The sequence below is a fragment of the Bacillus sp. Je.9.29.b genome (genome assembly GCF_051129925.1).
Classification (GTDB): Bacteria; Bacillota; Bacilli; order Bacillales; family Bacillaceae; genus Bacillus; species Bacillus safensis.
Map to the genome: position 1 here is coordinate 62,926 of NZ_JBCPSO010000003.1, position 14,267 is coordinate 77,192.

Annotated in this window: 13 protein-coding genes and 4 tRNA genes; 15 read left to right on the forward strand and 2 right to left on the reverse strand. The window is 43.5% G+C overall.

The annotated features are described in order from the left end of the window. Positions 1-108: 108 nt before the first annotated feature. Both dnaB and AAZR19_RS06520 read left to right on the forward strand, forming a co-directional pair. Positions 109-1,473: a replicative DNA helicase gene (gene dnaB, locus AAZR19_RS06515; protein ID WP_003214779.1), complete on the forward strand. Its 1,365-nt coding sequence runs from the start codon at positions 109-111 to the stop codon at positions 1,471-1,473. 129 nt (positions 1,474-1,602) lie between these two features. Next, a complete protein-coding gene (locus tag AAZR19_RS06520) occupies positions 1,603-2,016 on the forward strand; it encodes a VOC family protein (protein WP_076840609.1) in 414 nt (137 codons plus the stop codon). Positions 2,017-2,047: 31 nt separating this feature from the next. Here the strand turns inward: AAZR19_RS06520 and AAZR19_RS06525 are convergent, their stop codons facing one another. Then, positions 2,048-3,253, reverse strand: a complete 1,206-nt coding sequence (locus tag AAZR19_RS06525; RefSeq protein ID WP_076840608.1) for a cytochrome P450 — start codon at positions 3,251-3,253, stop codon at positions 2,048-2,050. 136 nt (positions 3,254-3,389) lie between these two features. Here AAZR19_RS06525 and AAZR19_RS06530 point away from each other — a divergent pair, with 136 nt between their 5' ends. The 4 genes from AAZR19_RS06530 (at position 3,390) to AAZR19_RS06545 (ending at position 6,970) form a co-directional block, all read left to right on the forward strand. Then, positions 3,390-3,971 carry a TetR/AcrR family transcriptional regulator gene (locus tag AAZR19_RS06530; RefSeq protein ID WP_041106756.1) on the forward strand — a complete coding sequence of 194 codons (582 nt, stop codon included), beginning with the start codon at positions 3,390-3,392 and terminating at the stop codon, positions 3,969-3,971. Between the two features lie 216 nt (positions 3,972-4,187). Then, complete coding sequence (locus AAZR19_RS06535; RefSeq protein ID WP_024424032.1) at positions 4,188-5,477, forward strand: adenylosuccinate synthase; 1,290 nt, start codon at positions 4,188-4,190, stop codon at positions 5,475-5,477. A 136-nt stretch (positions 5,478-5,613) separates the two neighbouring features. After that, positions 5,614-6,747 carry a DUF418 domain-containing protein gene (locus AAZR19_RS06540; RefSeq protein ID WP_434702649.1) on the forward strand — a complete coding sequence of 378 codons (1,134 nt, stop codon included), beginning with the start codon at positions 5,614-5,616 and terminating at the stop codon, positions 6,745-6,747. Between the two features lie 13 nt (positions 6,748-6,760). Beyond that, the gene (locus AAZR19_RS06545) at positions 6,761-6,970 is read left to right on the forward strand and encodes a hypothetical protein (protein ID WP_041106751.1); all 210 of its coding nucleotides are present in this window, start codon (positions 6,761-6,763) and stop codon (positions 6,968-6,970) included. Between the two features lie 28 nt (positions 6,971-6,998). Here the strand turns inward: AAZR19_RS06545 and AAZR19_RS06550 are convergent, their stop codons facing one another. After that, entirely contained in the window at positions 6,999-7,523 is a 525-nt protein-coding gene (locus AAZR19_RS06550) for a peroxiredoxin family protein (protein ID WP_061110335.1), read from the reverse strand. Between the two features lie 343 nt (positions 7,524-7,866). On the opposite strand from AAZR19_RS06550, the gene AAZR19_RS06555 reads away from it, so the two are divergent. The 9 genes from AAZR19_RS06555 to AAZR19_RS06595 all read left to right on the forward strand — a co-directional run bounded on the left by AAZR19_RS06555 (position 7,867) and on the right by AAZR19_RS06595 (position 14,200). Further along, positions 7,867-7,942, forward strand: a tRNA-Lys gene (locus AAZR19_RS06555). Positions 7,943-7,948: 6 nt separating this feature from the next. Beyond that, positions 7,949-8,020, forward strand: a tRNA-Glu gene (locus AAZR19_RS06560). 82 nt (positions 8,021-8,102) lie between these two features. Continuing rightward, a tRNA-Asp gene (locus tag AAZR19_RS06565) sits at positions 8,103-8,179 on the forward strand. Positions 8,180-8,206: 27 nt separating this feature from the next. Further along, a tRNA-Phe gene (locus AAZR19_RS06570) sits at positions 8,207-8,279 on the forward strand. Positions 8,280-8,626: 347 nt separating this feature from the next. Further along, positions 8,627-9,334 carry a response regulator YycF gene (yycF, locus tag AAZR19_RS06575; RefSeq protein WP_024424030.1) on the forward strand — a complete coding sequence of 236 codons (708 nt, stop codon included), beginning with the start codon at positions 8,627-8,629 and terminating at the stop codon, positions 9,332-9,334. A 7-nt stretch (positions 9,335-9,341) separates the two neighbouring features. Then, a complete protein-coding gene (walK, locus tag AAZR19_RS06580) occupies positions 9,342-11,180 on the forward strand; it encodes a cell wall metabolism sensor histidine kinase WalK (RefSeq protein WP_024424029.1) in 1,839 nt (612 codons plus the stop codon). Then, positions 11,170-12,549 (forward strand): two-component system activity regulator YycH, encoded by a 1,380-nt coding sequence (yycH, locus tag AAZR19_RS06585; protein WP_163114560.1) that lies wholly within the window; start codon positions 11,170-11,172, stop codon positions 12,547-12,549. Before walK ends, yycH begins: the two co-directional genes overlap by 11 nt. Then, the gene (locus AAZR19_RS06590) at positions 12,536-13,399 is read left to right on the forward strand and encodes a two-component system regulatory protein YycI (protein WP_163114562.1); all 864 of its coding nucleotides are present in this window, start codon (positions 12,536-12,538) and stop codon (positions 13,397-13,399) included. The genes yycH and AAZR19_RS06590 overlap by 14 nt, the downstream gene beginning before the upstream one ends. A gap of 6 nt (positions 13,400-13,405) precedes the next feature. Continuing rightward, entirely contained in the window at positions 13,406-14,200 is a 795-nt protein-coding gene (locus AAZR19_RS06595) for an MBL fold metallo-hydrolase (protein WP_034283589.1), read from the forward strand. Positions 14,201-14,267 lie beyond the last annotated feature (67 nt).

Below are 14,267 nucleotides of genomic sequence, written 5' to 3' on the forward strand. Positions count from 1 at the left end.
AATATCAACATGGTAATTTTGACTATAGTCGATGTTTTTCACTTTTTTATTGATGAAAATGTTAAAATGATGAGTAGCGTATTTTTTTATGAAAGGACGGTGCTTGGCATGACGGAACTTCTCGATGACCGGCTGCCGCCGCAAAATATAGAAGCCGAGCAGGCCGTATTAGGTGCTGTTTTTTTAGAACCATCCGCGCTAACGCTCGCTTCTGAGGTATTAATTCCAGAGGATTTCTATAGAATGTCGCATCAAAAGATTTACAATGCGATGCTTGTACTTGGCGATAGAGGGGAACCGGTCGATCTTGTCACGGTGACATCTGAGCTTGCCAATACAGATTTACTAGAAGAGGTAGGCGGGATTTCGTATTTAACCGATATTGCGAACTCTGTCCCAACTGCTGCAAACATTGAATACTATGCAAAAATTGTAGAAGAGAAATCCATTTTAAGACGTCTGATCCGTACGGCGACAACCATTGCACAAGATGGATACACGCGTGAGGATGAAGTAGAGGACCTGTTGAGCGATGCTGAAAAGACCATTATGGAAGTGGCGCAGCGTAAAAACTCAGGAGCCTTTCAAAACATTAAGGACGTTCTTGTTCAAACATACGATAATATTGAACAGCTTCATAACCGTAAAGGCGATATCACAGGGATTCCAACAGGTTTCTCTGAGCTTGACCGGATGACAGCTGGATTCCAGCGAAATGATTTAATCATTGTAGCGGCTCGTCCATCAGTAGGGAAAACCGCCTTCGCATTGAACATTGCCCAAAATGTCGCAACCAAAACGGACGAAAGTGTTGCTATCTTTAGTTTAGAGATGGGTGCGGAGCAGCTCGTTATGCGTATGCTTTGTGCAGAGGGGAATATCAATGCACAGAACCTAAGAACCGGTAATCTGACAGAAGAAGACTGGGGCAAGCTGACAATGGCGATGGGCTCGCTGTCAAACAGTGGGATTTTCATTGACGATACACCTGGAATTAGAGTAAGTGAAATTCGCTCGAAATGCCGCCGATTGAAGCAAGAAAATGGTCTTGGCATGATCCTGATTGACTACTTGCAGCTTATTCAAGGGAGCGGACGATCAAGTGATAACCGTCAGCAGGAGGTTTCTGAAATCTCTAGGGCATTAAAATCGCTAGCAAGAGAACTTGAAGTTCCGGTTATTGCTTTGTCTCAGCTTTCCCGTGGGGTAGAGCAGCGTCAGGACAAACGTCCGATGATGTCTGATATTCGTGAATCAGGAAGTATCGAGCAGGATGCCGATATCGTGGCATTCCTTTATCGTGATGATTACTATGACAAAGAATCAGAGAATAAGAACATTATCGAAATCATTATTGCCAAACAGCGTAACGGTCCAGTTGGTACAGTATCACTGGCGTTCGTCAAAGAATATAACAAATTCGTCAACCTGGAAAGAAGATTTGATGATGCGGGAGTTCCGCCCGGTGCTTAAAGCCCAGCTCAAGAAGCTGGGCTTTTTTGATTGATCTACATCGAAAGAATGATTGAAAAAACAATCAAAATGAGGAGGAGAGAGAAAAAGAGAGAGCGTATACTAAAAGGAGAAAAGGAGTGAAGACTGATGAAATTTCAACAGTTTGAAGCCGCTCAATTACGTATCGCACGCCCAACCGTCAACATGAAAGAGGTTGTTTCCTTTTATGAAGAAGGCTTAGGGCTCAAACGAATAGGCTCATTTGATCAGCATGAAGGGTACGATGGTGTGATGCTCGGGCTGCCTCACCAGCATGTTCATTTAGAAATCACCAAACATGAAGAAGAAGAAAGCCTGCCCGTCCCGCATCCAGAACAGCTGCTTGTTTTCTATATTCCAGATGAAGAGGAATTTCAGCAAATGAAAAAGAGATTGCTCTCATTTGGCGGACGGCATGTCACCTCAACGAATCCATACTGGGACCGGGGAGGAGCAACCATTGAAGACCCAGATGGGTATCGAGTTGTGCTGATGAACACAGATGGTATTACACCTGTTTAAAAAAGACTCCCATGCCCGGGAGTCTTTTCTGTTATGAACGAGGCGTGACACACAGTTTTAGCTCTTTCAGCCCATACATACTGCTGCTTGTCATTGGAACGTACGAGAGGAGCTCTAGTGCCTCATATCGTTCTATTAAAATCTTTGTAGCTGTACATGCTTCAAGACGTGCCAGTGGTGCACCAAGACAGAAATGGATACCGTGCCCGAAACCAATATGAGGGTTAGGGTGGCGGTGTATATCGAATTCATGTGCATTTGAAAATTGACGCTCATCCCGGTTGGCAGAAGCAAGAAACACAATCACATTGTCACCCTTTTTCAACACTTTCCCTCCAAGCTCTGTATCTTTTGTGACATAGCGGACGATTGTAGGAGCTGGTGCACGAAAACGGACGGCCTCTTCCACCGCACGTGGGATGAGTTCAGGTGATTGGGCGAGTGCTTCATACGCACCCGGCTGTTCTAACAAGCTGAAAATCATATTGGAGATCAAGTTGGTTGTTGTTTCGTTGCCGGCTAAAAGAAGAAGATTACAGAATGGAATTAATTCATCCGCTGCCAGCTTGTCTCCATTCTCCTCCGCTTGAATGATGAGGGAAATCAAATCATCACCAAGATTGTGACGCTTCTTTTCAATGGTGTCTGCAAAAAACGCCATCATGTCAGCTTCCCCTTTGTCACGTGTTTTCTGCCATTCAGCTACATCCTCCTCATTTTCACTTTTAGGCATGCTGACGAGAATATCTGACCATTCTTTAAAGGATTGTTTATGCTCTGACGGCACACCTAAAAGCTCTGCAATGACAATGACAGGAAGCGGATAGGAGATGTCCTGCACTAGGTCAATCTCTTTTTTTCCTTCAAGTTGTGCCATGAGTTCATCCATTAATTCATAAATACGAGGCTCCCACAATTTCATGACTCGAGGAGTAAAGGCTTTGCTGACAATGGAGCGGATGCGAGTGTGATTGGGCGGGTCCATCATCACCATTGTTTTCATCAGGGAATGCTTCCGCTGGTTTTTAGGGGGCTGACTCGAAAAGGTATCTTTATCGATTGTCACACGCTTGGCTTCCTCGTAGGTGAATACACTCCACGTTCGGCTGGCTTCATCAAAATGAACAGGTGATGTCTGACGCATGTTGGCATACCAATCAAATGGGTGATACGGGTCCTGCTTGTTTTTTCCTCTTAATAACGTTTTTTGCACGGCACTTGGGGACATTGTTTCCATGATCATCACTCCTTATAGGTTGTCAGATGCTTCCTTTTTTTCATTGTGTTAGATTAAAGTTAATTCATCGGCCTGGAGGATTCAACCAACAGAAAAGCGAAATCTGTTGAAGAAAATGGGAAGGGGAGAGCGACTTGTGGCGGATTGCTACAGAGGGGATAAGCGCGCAACGGAATCAAAGCAGCAATTAAGAAAAGCATTATTTCAGTTATTAAGCGAGAAAGAATGGGGGAAGATTTCTGTACAGGATTTGACGAAAGTGGCAGGCATTCACCGCACGACCTTTTATCAGCATTATGAGGATAAATTTGATCTTGCCCAGCAGGTGATGGATGAGATGTTTGATGTGATGAAATGTGCCATTTTTGCGCCTGTACAAGAAGATGATTTGGAAAAAGAGCATCCGGCATATGTATATATTTTTCGATTTTATCAGCATTTGCAAGAACATGAAAAGGAGTATCAAATTCTCTTGAAACGAGGGCGAGAGCTCAATATTCATGAAACGGTTCGTGCTTTTTTTGAAGAAAGCTTTTCTTTGGGGATAGAGGGGGTTGCAGGCTCAAAGCCTGATCCGCATCTCGTTCCTATCGACATGCAGAAGCAATTCGTTATTTCTGCTTACGTTGGAACGGCTGAATGGTGGCTGAGGACAGGTAGACCGTACTCACCAGACTTTATGGCAAATTCGATGATTCATTTAATTGAAAATCAATAGAAAGTAAGAACAATCAAAAACGTTGTTTTTACTCAAAACCTCCCTTTTTAAGCGCTGAAGAAGTGAGTAAAGCGCTTTTTCTCATATTTAAAACGAACAAAATTCGATTTCGAGATATTAATGTTCGGATTTTGCGTTGACTTTTTCGGTGTGCATTGATAAAATAAATGTGTTTGAAAGAGATAACGTTTTGAAAGGTTAACGGAGGTGCACGATATGTCTTCAGTAGTCGTAGTAGGTACGCAGTGGGGTGACGAAGGGAAAGGGAAAATTACCGATTTCCTTTCAGAAAATGCAGAGGTGATTGCCCGTTATCAAGGGGGAAACAATGCAGGTCACACGATCAAATTTGATGGAGTGACATACAAGCTACATCTCATTCCATCCGGTATTTTTTATAAAGAGAAAACTTGTGTCATTGGTAATGGAATGGTGGTTGATCCTAAAGCGTTGGTCACTGAGCTTGCGTATCTTCACGAACGGAATGTGAGTACAGATAACCTCAGAATCAGCAATAGAGCCCATGTTATTCTGCCTTACCATTTAAAATTGGACGAGGTAGAAGAGGAGCGGAAAGGGGCTAACAAGATCGGTACGACGAAAAAAGGAATCGGACCAGCTTATATGGATAAAGCTGCCCGCGTCGGTATCCGCGTCGCAGATCTATTAGATCGTGAAGTATTTGAAGAGAAGCTTGCACGCAATCTAGAAGAGAAAAATCGTCTTTTAGAGAAAATGTACGACACAGAAGGCTTCAAGATTGAAGATATTTTAGACGAGTATTATGAATATGGCCAGCAAGTGAAAAAATATGTCGTAGACACATCTGTTGTCCTGAATGATGCACTAGATGAAGGCCGCCGCGTGCTATTTGAAGGCGCACAAGGGGTCATGCTTGATATCGATCAAGGGACATACCCATTTGTGACGTCATCTAACCCAGTAGCTGGAGGCGTGACGATTGGTTCTGGCGTAGGACCAACGAAAATTCAACATGTGGTCGGCGTGTCAAAAGCGTACACAACACGTGTTGGAGATGGCCCATTCCCAACAGAACTCCATGATGAAATTGGCGATCAAATTCGTGAGGTTGGCCGTGAATACGGTACGACAACTGGACGCCCGCGCCGTGTCGGCTGGTTTGACAGCGTTGTTGTCCGTCATGCACGCCGTGTGAGCGGAATTACAGATTTATCTCTTAACTCAATTGATGTACTAACAGGGATTGAAAAATTGAAAATCTGTGTCGCTTATAAATTGAATGGAGAAATTACTGAGGAATTCCCAGCAAGCCTAAATGAATTAGCGAAATGTGAGCCTGTCTACGAAGAAATGCCAGGATGGACAGAGGATATTACAGGTGTGAAGAACTTAAGTGAGCTGCCTGCAAATGCCCGCCATTATTTAGAGCGCATTTCACAATTAACAGGTATTCCACTTTCCATTTTCTCAGTCGGACCAGATCGTTCACAAACGAACGTTGTCCGCAGCGTGTACCGTCCATAAGAATAGATTGATGAAGCACCAGTAAAATCTCGCATTTTACTGGTGTTTTTTTGTTTAAATATTCCTTAATTTCACTAGAACGGACTTCCGGTCATTACCAAAATATGATAACTGTATAGGAGGAAGGAGCGTTCTAGTGAAAGAAAGAATACGATTATTAGATATTTTACGAGGTTTTGCCATACTAGGCACCTTGGGAACGAACGTCTGGTTTTTTGCGTATGCAGGGGATACCTTTGCGACAGATCAGATTGCAGATGAATATGAAAATGGCAGTTTTCTAGAAAGTCTTGTCTCCATGTTCGTTTATGGAAAAATGCTCTCGCTGCTCGCGATCATGTTTGGTGTTGGATTGGAGCTGAAATACCAGCAGGCAAAAAGGAAAAACACGCCTTGGCCGGGTACTTATTTATGGATTCTTTTATTTTTATTTATCGAAGGCTTTGTCCATTTTGCGCTTGTGATGGAATATGATGTGCTCATGAGCTATGCCGTTACTGGGCTGCTTGTGGCTTACATTGTACGGGGAGGAAGCAGGCGCATCAAAAAGGGCATGATGTTCTCAGGTGTGATTCATCTGCTCGTGATGTCATGTTTGATGCTGTACTCCCTCTCTGAAATGGAGTCAGCGTCCGATGATCAAAGCGGTGAAACGGCGCTGGAAGAGCAGCTGCCAGAGACATGGATCTCGCAGATTCAAGAACGGTTACAATACTTCTTCATGTACCGAGAAGAAGCGATCTTTATTATTCCAATGAACACATTTCTGTTTTTATTGGGTGTGCGGATGATGAGAGCCGGTGTATTTTATGCAAATGAACGCGGACAATCTCTCCGGAAAATATTGTTCCGAATCGGGCTGTGGGTTGGTCTGCCGCTGAATGCACTAGTCTTCGTTCCGAACGATCTAGTGGAATTTGTGGTGCGCTACGTCTTTTCACCATTCCTCTCTATTTTTTATATAGCTGTCATTGCGAAGCTCCTCGCACGCACGGAGTCTTGGTTCATGTGGACTTGGTTTGAATATGTAGGGAAAATGGCGCTTAGCTGCTACATCCTGCAAAATGTCATCTGTTCCATTCTTTTTTATAGCTGGGGATTTGGTCTTGGCGGTCAAATCAATGCGCCCCTGATTGTATTGGCATGGGTGTTGATTTCACTTCTGCAAATCGCAATTTCAGCAGTTTGCCTAAAGGTTTGGAGAATTGGACCAATGGAATATATCCGTTCACGGGCACTTCGCAGGGTGACGATGAAACAAGCATCATAAAGGGGAGAGCACAATGTTTTTTAAAAAAATGACGAAAAGAGAACAAGCGAATGCACATAAAGCAGCTGTGCCGGCATTTGTCTTTTATCTTCTGGCATTAGGAGGGCATGCGCTGTACGCGTTTTTCCAAGGTGACAGACCACCGGTTACTTTTGTCATTTTAATGGCGGGACTCCTTGTTTTTTTCTCCGCTGACTGGCTAGTTAACAAAAAACGTTCATAAAAAAGCCCTCATCACGAGGGCTTTTTCCTTACTTCAGGCTTTTATATTGGCCTTTTAAATTTTTGCGGATGTACTGAATGATTTTGCGTAGTTCGTTGGCATGCGGTCTGCCAAACGGACTTGTTTGTCTTTGCTGATAGAGCACTTGACCTTTTTCATTTAATAAGAAATAGGCGGGTTCACCGTGCACCCCGTGGTCTTCATATGGGGCATCTTCCCCGTGATAGTGGACTTCATATGCTTTTAATGACGTGAGGTCATGGTCATACATGATCGGGAAGGACAGTCCCTCTTTATCCGCAAATGCCTTCAAGTCATCAGGGTTATCCGTTGAAATCGCCATCAAGTGAATACCCTTGTCCTGAAAATATGACTGCTGCTGTTCGAGCTCTTTTAATTCTTCTACACATACCGGGCACCAAGATCCTCTAAAGAAAACGATCAGGTGCCAGCTTTGATGTTCCTCTAAATGTTTGTCGAAATCAATGTGATCGCCCTGTATTGTTGGAAGTGAAAAGTTGGGCATTTTATCTCCTAATTTGAATGAACTCATACTGCTTCCTCCTTTTTCAATGACAATGTCACTTGTTTCATGTATAGCCATTTTTGAGCGGCCTGAAACGTGTCTATGTGTTTGAGTAGGCAGAAGACATCCGAAAAGGCGTATCTAATGAAGGCGGTTGCAGAAGTGGGAGCTTTGATAGAAGATATTTAAATCCGACACTTTTTTTAAAAAAATGTCGAAAAACGTATTGCCATATGTAATTACTCTATGATATTATAAATCTCGTTGTTGCAAAGGTCTCTGAAACTTGTTAGGATGCGATGTTCCAGCTTTTTTAAAGCGATTGGTTTGGCGCAATACAGCTTCTTCAGATTCACTTTTCACAAGCCGAGAGCCATTAGCTCAGTTGGTAGAGCATCTGACTTTTAATCAGAGGGTCGAAGGTTCGAGTCCTTCATGGCTCACCATGTATTGGCCCGTTGGTCAAGCGGTTAAGACACCGCCCTTTCACGGCGGTAACACGGGTTCGAATCCCGTACGGGTCATTGATTTACTTTAGCGTTAAGCTAATTTTTTCCTCACTTGCTTGAAGGAGCACCACGATTGCTTTTTCGGGCAAGTTACTGAGGTCCGGTAGTTCAGTTGGTTAGAATGCCTGCCTGTCACGCAGGAGGTCGCGGGTTCGAGTCCCGTCCGGACCGCCATTTATACATATTCATCTTTTTGATGATGGCTCGGTAGCTCAGTTGGTAGAGCAACGGACTGAAAATCCGTGTGTCGGCGGTTCGATTCCGTCCCGAGCCACTTCCAAACGCATCTGCAATCGCAGGTGCGTTTTTATTATGAAAAGAAGGCATAAAAAGGGAGAAGCCGGACCTAGGTAGGGCCCGGCTCCATAAGAAGAAGACGTTACATCTATATAGACGGCTGGTGATTGGAAAAGTTTCAATAAAAAAGGAAAAAGTCATCAATTTTTTCGAGCAGCGCCTTCCTATCCAACGTTTACTAGAAAAGAAAGCCGTTATTATTTTTATCTTTGCCTCGTAAAACGTTATAATAGACAGTGAGCCTTTTTTTCATAAATGGAAAAGGTGTAATGATACATGCAAAATGGAATGACATAGATGCTAAAAATGCAGGAGGAAATCACAATGGAAAAAAAGATTCTTGTCGTAGATGATGAAAAACCGATTGCTGATATATTGGAATTTAATTTAAGGAAAGAGGGCTATGAGGTTCATTGTGCATATGATGGAAACGAAGCCCTTGAAATGGTAGAAGAAATCAAGCCGGACATTATTCTGCTCGACATTATGCTGCCGAATAAAGATGGTGTTGAAGTATGCCGTGAAGTGAGAAAGAAATATGACATGCCGATTATCATGCTGACAGCAAAAGACTCTGAAATTGATAAAGTCATCGGTCTTGAGCTCGGCGCAGATGATTATGTGACAAAGCCTTTCAGCACACGTGAGCTGCTTGCCCGTGTGAAAGCGAATTTGAGAAGACAAACCGCTGCTCCGCAGACGGAGGAAGAATCTGAATCAAATGATATTGAGGTTGGATCACTCGTTATTTATCCAGATGCGTATGTGGTGTCTAAGCGCGAGGAAACGATTGAATTGACGCACCGTGAGTTCGAACTGCTTCATTATTTAGCGAAACATATCGGACAAGTCATGACACGTGAGCACTTGCTGCAAACCGTATGGGGCTACGATTACTTCGGAGATGTCCGTACAGTAGACGTCACAGTCCGCCGTCTTCGTGAGAAGATTGAAGACAACCCTAGCCACCCGAGCTGGATCGTGACAAGACGAGGCGTCGGCTACTATTTAAGAAACCCAGAGCAGGACTAAGATTCTTATGAGTAAAGTAGGTTTTTTTCGCTCGATTCACTTCAAATTGACCTTGATTTACGTGCTGCTGATCATCGTCGCCATGCAGATCATTGGCGTGTACTTTGTGAAGCAGCTAGAGCAGTCCTTAATTAATTCATATGATAATTCCTTGAATCAGCGAATCTACTCGTTATCGTATTACCTAGAACAAGATTCATCGAAAAGCAAGGCAGAATTAAAAGAGGATGCTCAAAAGATATTAAACGATTTTAACAACAAAGATGAGTCTAATGAAATCTCTGAAGTCAGCTATATTGACGAAAGCAGAGAGGTCATTGCCTCTGTAAATAACGGCAGTCAAGAGATTGCCGGCAAGAAAATCACTGATCAAATCATTAGCCGTATTTTTGCGGTCGGCAAAGACTATGAGAAAAAATTCTATGACCCTGAATCAAATAAAAGGGTGCGTATTTCTGCGACAGCCGTAAAAAATGAGAACCAAGAGACCGTTGGTGTGATTTATGTTGTGTCTTCAATGGAAAGTGTTTTTAACCAAATGCGAACCATTAACACCATTTTAGCGACTGGGACACTGATTGCACTTGGGACGACTGCTCTACTTGGTATCTTCATCTTCAGAACGATTACTCATCCTATTTCAGATATGAGAAAGCAGGCGATCGAGCTTGCCAAAGGGAACTTCTCCAGAAAGGTCCGGAAGTATGGACATGACGAGATTGGCCAGCTTGCGACAACCTTTAACCATCTGACCAGAGAGCTGGAGGAAGCTCAGCTGATGACGGAGGGCGAGCGGAAAAAGCTTTCTTCTGTCATTGCCTATATGACGGACGGTGTCATCGCAACGAACCAAAACGGTGCGATTATTCTATTAAACAGCCCTGCATTAGAGCTGTTAAATGTTTCACGTGAAACAGCACTAGAGATGCCGATCACGTCTTTACTTGGCTTAGAGGAAACTCATACATTTGAAGATTTAGTCGAAAATCAAGATTCCATGCTGATCGAAATTGAGCGCGAAGATCAGCTGTCTGTATTGCGTGTTAATTTCTCCGTCATTCAGAAAGAGCATGGGAAAATTGATGGCTTAATTGCGGTCATTTATGACGTCACAGAGCAGGAGAAAATTGATGCTGAACGTCGTGAATTCGTAGCGAACGTATCGCATGAGCTGCGCACACCGCTGACGACGATGCGAAGCTACCTTGAGGCGCTGGCTGAAGGTGCGATTGGTGATAAAGAGCTTGCGCCAAGATTCCTCAGTGTCACGCAAAATGAAACTGAGCGCATGATCCGGCTTGTCAATGACCTGCTGCAGCTGTCTAAGTTCGACAGCAAGGATTATCAATTCAACCGTGAGTGGACGAACTTTATCAGGTTTATCTCGCTCGTCATTGATCGTTTTGAAATGACGAAGGAGCAGCATGTCGATTTTATCCGCAACCTGCCGCAGCGTGAAGTATATGTAGAAATCGATCAAGATAAAATTACACAGGTGCTCGATAATATCATTTCCAATGCCATGAAATACTCACCAGAGGGTGGACACATCACGTTTACCGTCGATTTGGATGAGGAGAAAGGCCTTGTGTTATTCAGCGTGAAAGATGAAGGAATCGGTATTCCGAAAAAGGATATGGATAAAATCTTTGAACGTTTTTATCGGGTAGATAAAGCAAGAACAAGAAAGCTTGGCGGAACCGGCCTCGGTCTTGCGATTGCAAAAGAAATGGTTCAGGCTCATGGCGGAGATATTTGGGCTGACAGCATTGAAGGAAAAGGGACAACGGTGACCTTTACCCTTCCGTACAATGAAGAACAAGAGGATGATTGGGATGAAGCGTGAGACCTTTAAAACCATAATATTGACAATCCTAATTGCGATCAGTCTTGTATTTACGTGGAATATCTGGATGTTCCAGCCCGTCATGCAGGATCAGGCAGATACCGGCACAAAGGTCGTGGAAACGAAGAAGATTTCAAGCGACGAGCCTAGAAGTCTCATTGATGTCGTGAAGCCACGCGAGATGTTCATTCATTCAAATGGAGAGCATTTTAAAGTGGATCAAAAGGAACTCTTTCAAAACTTTTGGAATGATGTGAGCCTTTGGGATGTCAAAGAGATTAATGATGTGTCAGATCAATATTCCGAGCAGAAATTTAAGAATTTCTTCTATGGACGCGAAGGACAAGGGAAGACATTGGATCTTGTGTTCAATGATCCGATTCCGATTGATATTTTCCAAGCGCTCTTTAAATGGCCGAACAAGTCCATTGAATACAACTCGTTTGATCGGATGATTGTGCCGTTCGCCCAGCAGGATAAGGCCAATAAAAAAGTGTATTTGGTCTCATACAGCAAGGAAACGGTGCTTGAGCTGACAATTGAGTCCGCCAACTACCGTAATCTGATGGACAGTATCGCAGCCGCTCAAAACGAGATGCCGCGCTATGATCTTTATACATTCTCGACGAATTCTAAACGAGATTTCCTTCTTCCGAGAAAGCAAAAGCAGCTTGAATCGAAAATGTTCTTTATCGAAACGATTAAGACAAACAAATTCAAAGACGCTTTGTTTACGGACCCGAGCCTTGTCGGTGAGGAATCTAATTTAAACCGGACGGTGTACACAGATGGCACAAGCCGCCTTGAAGCCAATCAAAAAGACCACCGCATTCAATATCAGCACCGCAATATCAATTCCAGCACTGTTTTCCAAACGGGGGATTTGATTAAGCGAAGCGTGAAATATTTCAATGATACGGGAAGCTTTACTGATGACTATCAATATTTTGGCATCAACAGCAACCAGCAGCTGTCCTTTAATATGTTTATGGACGGTCTGCCGATTGTGAACAGTACAAAGCATCCATTTGGGATGACCTCCCTTGAAGTCCAATGGGCGAATGATGACATTTTGAATTACAAGCGCCCAAACTATATTCTTGGCAATAAAGCGAGTCAAAGTGAACAGGTCAAGCTGATGAATGGGACAGAGCTGAAGGACTTGATCATCAAGCAGACGAAATATGATGACCTGGAGAAAATTGAACAGATTTTCCCTGCATATCAAGCTGTTTCAACTGCATCAGATCAAGATCAAGCAATGTTTGTCTGGCTGGAGCCTGTATGGTGTATGAAATATAACGGCAAAACCGTGATTCTATCGAATGATCTTTTGACAGAGGGGAGCGAGAATCATGGAGTGGAATAAGACCAAAACGATCTTTATCCTAGCCTTTCTCGTTCTCGATATCTTTCTAGGTTTTCAATACTTTGAAAAACGGTCAACCGATCATTTTGCGATTATCGAAAAAACGGATACGCTGGAAGAAATGAAGGCAGACGGGATCAAATATGGCAATCTATCAGATGAAGCGAAGATTGGATACCGCATTACAGCTGAAAAGAAGCAATATACGAAAAAGGATGTCGACGGATTAGCTGATCAAAAGGCGAAAAGCACATTCCCGAAAACAGACAAAGATGATCCTGTCACGCTGCTTGAAATGACCTTCAACAAACCAGTTGCCTTGCCGAAAAAGGATATCAAAACAGCGGCGACGAACCTTGTGAACCAGCGTTTGCTGGATGGGAAGAATTATAAGCTGTGGAATATAGATGAGGAGACAGGGAAAATCGTCTTTTTCCAAACGTATAAAGGGAAATACATCTTCCAAGAAGGCCTTGATGACACCGAAACCATCGGGCAAATCACCTTAAATCTCAACGATCAAAACGAAGTCGTCTCTTATCAGCAATCGATGGTGACATCGATTAATGAAGTGAGAAAAGAAACCCTTGTCCCAGCACTTGAAACAGTGAAGGACTTATATACGCAAAATATGCTGAGTCAAAATACGACCGTGAAAAAGGTAGAGCTTGGCTACTATACGCAATACCCTGGGGCAAGCACGCAAGTCATGGTTCCTGTATGGCGGGTGGAGCTTGAAGGCGTATCAGCAGGTTCAAAGAAAAAGACAGAGGAAGAATATTTGATCAATGCCATCGATGGCTCAACACTTGATCATATAGAGAAAGATGACAAATCTTCAATGGAGTGAGAGAACATGAGCTTGCAGTTCAGTGTACTAGCGAGCGGAAGTACGGGGAACGCTTTTTATTTAGAAACAGACGAGCATGCCTTTTTGGTGGATGCTGGTTTAAGCGGCAAACAGATGGTCGAGCTGCTTAGCCAAATCGACCGCAAGCCTGAGGACTTGGACGGCATTTTTGTGACACACGAGCACTCCGATCATATTAAAGGGCTTGGTGTCATGGCAAGAAAGTACAAGCTTCCTGTCTATGCAAATGCGAAAACATGGAAGGCAATGGAGTCTCATATCGGAAAGATTGACACAGAGCAGAAATTCCATTTTGATATGGAAACCGTTCAATCCTTTGGCGGTCTTGATGTCGAGTCATTTGGCGTCTCTCATGATGCGGCAGAGCCTATGTTTTACGTGTTCCATTATGGAGGGCGCAAACTTGCCCTCATGACGGATACAGGCTATGTGAGTGACCGCATGAAAGGCATTATTAAGTCAGCCAATACGTTTGTGTTTGAGAGCAATCATGATGTCGGGATGCTGCAAATGGGCCGATACCCATGGAGCATTAAGCGCAGAATTCTGAGCGATGTCGGACATGTATCAAATGAAGATGCTGCTCTTGCGATGACAGATGTCATTGGAGATGCCACCTCACGCATATATTTGGCTCACTTGAGTCAAGACAACAACATGAAGGATTTAGCCCGTATGGCAGTCCAGCAGACGCTTGAAATGAAGGGCTTTGTTGTGGGGGACGGCTTTGATTTATTTGATACGGACCCGAAAAAAGCAACCCCGCTTTGCGCCGTATGATTTTTACAATCGTATGATTAAGATAAGAGCTTCTTACCAACACTATATACATCATCTATTCACTGAA

Bases quoted from the DNA above. Each gene is read 5' to 3' on its own strand.
- dnaB (WP_003214779.1), top strand. From the start codon at position 109: ATGACGGAACTTCTCGATGACCGGCTGCCGCCGCAAAATATAGAAGCC.
- AAZR19_RS06520 (WP_076840609.1), top strand. From the start codon at position 1,603: ATGAAATTTCAACAGTTTGAAGCCGCTCAATTACGTATCGCACGCCCA.
- AAZR19_RS06525 (WP_076840608.1), bottom strand. From the start codon at position 3,253: ATGGAAACAATGTCCCCAAGTGCCGTGCAAAAAACGTTATTAAGAGGA.
- AAZR19_RS06535 (WP_024424032.1), top strand. From the start codon at position 4,188: ATGTCTTCAGTAGTCGTAGTAGGTACGCAGTGGGGTGACGAAGGGAAA.
- AAZR19_RS06545 (WP_041106751.1), top strand. From the start codon at position 6,761: ATGTTTTTTAAAAAAATGACGAAAAGAGAACAAGCGAATGCACATAAA.
- AAZR19_RS06550 (WP_061110335.1), bottom strand. From the start codon at position 7,523: ATGAGTTCATTCAAATTAGGAGATAAAATGCCCAACTTTTCACTTCCA.
- yycF (WP_024424030.1), top strand. From the start codon at position 8,627: ATGGAAAAAAAGATTCTTGTCGTAGATGATGAAAAACCGATTGCTGAT.
- walK (WP_024424029.1), top strand. From the start codon at position 9,342: ATGAGTAAAGTAGGTTTTTTTCGCTCGATTCACTTCAAATTGACCTTG.
- yycH (WP_163114560.1), top strand. From the start codon at position 11,170: ATGAAGCGTGAGACCTTTAAAACCATAATATTGACAATCCTAATTGCG.
- AAZR19_RS06590 (WP_163114562.1), top strand. From the start codon at position 12,536: ATGGAGTGGAATAAGACCAAAACGATCTTTATCCTAGCCTTTCTCGTT.
- AAZR19_RS06595 (WP_034283589.1), top strand. From the start codon at position 13,406: ATGAGCTTGCAGTTCAGTGTACTAGCGAGCGGAAGTACGGGGAACGCT.